This is a genomic window from Fluviicola sp., from assembly GCF_030151805.1.
Lineage (GTDB): Bacteria > Bacteroidota > Bacteroidia > Flavobacteriales_D > Crocinitomicaceae > Fluviicola.
In genome coordinates, this window is sequence record NZ_JASLCN010000359.1 from 1 (window position 1) to 5,192 (window position 5,192).

Annotated in this window: 2 protein-coding genes; both read right to left on the minus strand. The window is 43.1% G+C overall.

Annotation, left to right across the window (positions count from 1 at the left end; all coding sequences use genetic code 11):
- Window positions 1–539 precede the first annotated feature (539 nt).
- Entirely contained in the window at window positions 540–1,979 is a 1,440-nt protein-coding gene (locus Q1V93_RS13660) for an efflux transporter outer membrane subunit (protein ID WP_300665449.1), read from the minus strand.
- The gene (locus Q1V93_RS13665) at window positions 1,969–5,178 is read right to left on the minus strand and encodes an efflux RND transporter permease subunit (protein WP_300665451.1); all 3,210 of its coding nucleotides are present in this window, start codon (window positions 5,176–5,178) and stop codon (window positions 1,969–1,971) included. The genes Q1V93_RS13660 and Q1V93_RS13665 overlap by 11 nt, the downstream gene beginning before the upstream one ends.
- Window positions 5,179–5,192 lie beyond the last annotated feature (14 nt).

A 5,192-nucleotide genomic window follows, 5' to 3' on the forward strand; every position in this document is an offset into this window, starting at 1 on the left:
TAAATTTTGTAAGAGAAAGTACTGTAATTAAAAAGAGGTGTTTCATAAACATTGTTTGCGACGATAATTAACATCGGCAATAATACAGGAAATCTCTTAGTTGGGAGTCATTTAGAAACCGGATTTAACAAATCTTTAAACAAGTATGAGAATTCGTAATTCCTAATGCCGAATTACGAATTACGAATTGGGAGAATTATCAATGATGGAATTATCAGGAAGGGAAGTTTATCAGGCAATAGTGATTAGGCAATGGGCAATGGTAGTGTAAAATAACTCTTTCTAATGTTATAATTAGGTACAATCATCGCTATATCTATGCCTTATTCAAGCTTTATCTACGGTATATTGATGCTTTATTATTGGTTTAATACCGGATTTTGATTGTGGAAATTGATTTTTTGATTGTTTTTTCTCAGTAGCGGATTTCACACATTTTTAATTGATCAGTTGAGTGCGTATTTCAAACTATTCATACAACAAAAAAGGCATTCGCTACTAACGAATGCCTTCCGGAAATAAGGGGGTGCTGTCAATTGTTATTTCCAACCACCTCCTAATGCCTGATACATACTAATCCAGCTGCTTAGTTGCTGCTGTTTCATTTCAATCAATTCAAATTTTGATTCAACGGCATCGCGTTGTGTCATTAATACTTCCATATAATCTGCACGTGCATTACTGAACAGGTTGGTGGAAATCGTAATGGATTGCGTTAAAGCCTGTACTTGCTGTGTTTTCAGATCGTAACTCTTTTTCAGGTTGCTGATCATTGAAAGCGTATTTGTGACTTCAATGTAACCGTTCAAAATCGTCTTTTCATAATTGTAAGCCGCCTGAATTTGTTTCGCATTGGCAGAAAAATACTTTGCTTTGATCGCATTTCGGTTGATCAAAGGAGCAACCAGATCTCCGGCAATGTTGTAAATCAATGATTGCGGAGCTTTAATGAAATACTGTACGTTGAAAGCGTTAAATCCTGCACCTGCGGTTAGTCGCAATGAGGGATAGAAATCTGCTCTTGCTGCTTTCAGGTCGAACTTGGTTGCAACCAATTCCAATTCTGCTTTCCGGATATCCGGTCTGTTTTGCAGAAGTTGAGAAGGAATTCCCGAGTAAATCGTGTCCGGAACCAAATCCGTAAAATTCTTTGAGTTTCGCTGAACGGGCTGCGGGAATCGTCCGACAAGGAAATTGATCTTGTTTTCAGCTTCTATGATTGACTGGCGAATATAGTACATGTGGCTTTGGTTTTTCAAAACCTCCGCTTCGAACTTCTTCACTGCCAATTCGGAAACCATTCCGGCAACTTTCTGCATTTTGACAATCTGCAAGGCATTGCTTTGAATTTCAATCGTCTGATTCAAAATTTCAAGCTTGTTATCCAAAGCAACCAATTCGTAATACGAGTTGGCAATTTCGGAAACCAGACGCGTTACCATGAAGTTCTTCCCTTCTACGGAAGCCAGGTAACGATTCGCCGCCGCATCTCTTGAATTGCGCAGTTTTCGCCAGATATCGATTTCCCAGGAAGCATTGACTCCCACGATCATGTCCGACATCGGTTCAGGAAATTCTTTTCCCGGAGCAATCTGATTGTTGGCTTCCAAAGCACCGTTTCGGGTGTATCTTCCGACTTTGTCTACTCCGGCACCAACCTGCAGGTTTGCAGATGGCAGGAATTCCCCTTTTTTAGCTCTCACTTCTGCTTTGGCAATGGTAATCTCCTGCATCATGATATTCAACTCCTGGTTGTTTTTCAAAGCGGTATCAACCAGTGAAATCAAATAAGGATCTTTGAAGAACTCATTCCAATGCGTTTTCGCAGAGTTGAGTGTATCCTGCTGCGAGCCTTGATAGTTCGCAGGAGTGTATGTGTTTTCGGTTTTTGTAACCAGTTTCAGATCCTTACATCCTGCAATGGTTACCGCAAGACCGGCAATTATGAGCCAGTTGCCCAGTCTTTTTTTAGTGCTCATCTTCATTACTTTCATCGGTTGTTGGAAAATTGTCAATTGCATGAACGAAGTCTTCTGTCAAAGAACTATCATCCTCGTTTTTAATTAGTTTTCGTCCAGCTGCAAGTGAACCGAAAATATAGTACAGACCCGGAATGATGATTACTCCGAAAATGGTTCCGAAGAGCATTCCTCCCAGTGCACAGGCACCGATTGTACGGTTTCCGATTGCTCCCGGACCAGTTGCAATAACCAACGGAATCAATCCGGCGATGAATGCAAAAGAGGTCATCAGGATCGGACGGAAACGCACTTTCGCACCTTCGATCGCTGCTTCCAGAACGGTAGAACCTTCGTGGTGCTTCTGCATGGCAAATTCCACGATCAACACGGCGTTCTTACCGAGGAGCCCGACGAGCATGACGAGTCCTACCTGGGCATAAATGTTGTTTTCCAATCCCATCATCTGCAATAAGAAGAAGGACCCGAAGATTCCGGCAGGAAGTGAGAAAATTACCGCCAATGGAATGATGAAACTTTCATATTGCGCTGCGAGTACGAAGTAAACGAAGATCAATACGACGATGAAGATATACAAGGCTTCATTTCCACGCATTACTTCATCTTTCGAAAGTCCTCCCCAGTCGATATCATACCCTTTGGGCAAGGTTTCTTTGGCAACTTCCTGTGCGGCTTTAATTGCTTCACCACTACTGTATCCTTTTGCCGCAGACCCTCTGATCGAAGCAGTTGTATACATGTTGTAACGGTTGATCTCATTCGCTCCCTGTGATTTCACAATCTTCATAAAGGCTGAGAACGGAACCATTTCTCCACGGTCATTTTTCACATACAATTTCATGATGTCTTCCGGCAGTCGTCTGTATTCCGGAGAAGCCTGAACGAACACCTTGAAGAAACGCTGATATTTGATGAAACCTAATTCGTAGGTACTACCGATCAAAATGGAGAGTGTATTCATCGCATTTCCGATGGAAACTCCTTTTTGCATTGCCAAATCGTTGTTGATCTGAAGTTCGTATTGCGGATAGTTCGCACTATAGAACGTAAACAAACCGGTGATTTCTTTTCGCTTGCGCAATGCATTCATGAATTCCGTGTTTACACGTTCCAGTTCCAGGTAATCACCGGTATTGGTTTTATCCAGTAATTGAAGTGAGAAACCTCCCGCAGCACCGTAACCCGGAACTGCCGGCGGATCAAAGAACTCGATTGTTGCTCCCGGAATGACTTTCGCTTTTTCTTCCAGTTCGTAAATGATTTCCTGAACGTTGTGCTTTCTTTCCGACCATGGATCCAGGTTGATCAAACACGTACCGGCGTTGGAACCACGACCTTCGGTTAAAACCTCGTAACCTGCAAGGGCAGAAACCGATTTAATACCCGGTACTTTTTCTGCAATCGCCTGTAGTTTACGTGCAATATCATTCGTTCTTTCCAGGGTTGATCCCGGAGGTGTCTGAATAATGGCATAGATCATTCCCTGGTCTTCACTCGGGATGAAACCGGAAGGTAGCTTTTCGCTTATTCCGAAGATTCCCAAACCAAATGCCAGCAAGATGATGAATGTGACCAATCTTCGGTTTACAATACGTTTTAACAATCCGACATAACTTCCTGTCAATTTCTCAAAACCTCTGTTGAACCAGTCTAAGAAACGGTTGATCGGAGTTCTTTTTCGTGGTTTTCCGTGGTTGTTTTTCAACAACATGGCGCAAAGAACCGGAGTCAGTGTCAAGGCTACCAAACCGGAAAGTACGATGGAAGTTGCCATGGTAATTGCAAACTGTCGGTAGAAAATACCTACCGGACCTGTCATGAATGCTACCGGTACGAATACGGCGGTCATCAATAAGGTAATGGCAATAACGGCACCACTGATTTCCTTGAGTACTTTTTTCACGGCCATGTAAGGCGAAAGATGTTCTTCTTCCATCTTGGCATGGACCGCCTCGACGACGACAATGGCGTCATCGACCACAATACCGATTGCCAATACCAGGGCAAATAAGGTAATCAAGTTGATTGTTAATCCGAACAACTGCATGAACATGAAGGCTCCGATTAAGGAAACCGGAACGGCAATTGTGGGAATAAGGGTAGAGCGGAAGTCACCGAGGAATAAGAACACGACCAATGCAACGAGGATAAATGCTTCACCCAGGGTGTGAATTACTTTTTCCACGGATGCATCCAGGAAGTTCGAAACGTCATAACTGATTTCGTATTCCATTCCCGGAGGGAAGGATGTTTTTTTCAGTTCTTCCAGTTTCTCTTTTACGCGTTCAATGACTTCGGTTGCGTTACTTCCATAAGTTTGTTTCAATACAATTGCCGCAGAAGGATATTCATCTTTGTTGGAGTAAATATCGTAGTACTCACTACCGAGTTCTACTTCTGCAACGTCTTTCAAACGTAGAATTTCACCTTCCGGATTGGAGCGGATAATGACATTCTTGTATTCGTCTGCTTCATTGAAACGACCTTTGTAGGTCAATACATATTCCAGGGCTTCGGCACGTTTACCGTCACTTCGACCAATCCTTCCCGGAGAACCGATCACACTTTGTGTGTTGAGTGCTTCCATGATTTCATCGGTAGAAATGTTGTAAGCCCGCATCCGGTCGGGTTTCAGCCAGATACGCATAGCATACTGGCGGCTACCTAAGATACTTGCCTGTCCGATACCGTTGATACGTTGTAATTCAGGAATCATGTTTACCCCGGCAACGTTGAAAATGAATTTCATATCGGCCTTCGGATCCTTACTGTACAAGTTAACGTACATCAACATACTCGGCATAATCCGGTTTACGATAACCCCTTCACGTTGTACCAAAACCGGTAGACGGTTCAATACCTGTGCAATCCGCGTGTTTACCTGTACCAATGCCTGATCGGGATCGGTTCCGAGGTTAAATACGATCTGGATGTTTGCTTCACCGGCACTGGTTGCATCGGAAGTCATGTATTTCATTCCCGGAACACCATTTACGGCTTGTTCCAACGGGATCAAAACGGATTCTGTTAATACTTTGGCACTTGCTCCCGGATAAGATGCCCGTACAATAACGGTGGGAGGTGCGATTTCTGGGAACTGCGATGTGGATAAACCACTGATCGCAAGTACACCCATGAAGATGATGACCAATGATAGCACAATCGCTAAAACAGGTCTATGAATGAATTTATTAAACATTTTTGGAGCGAATA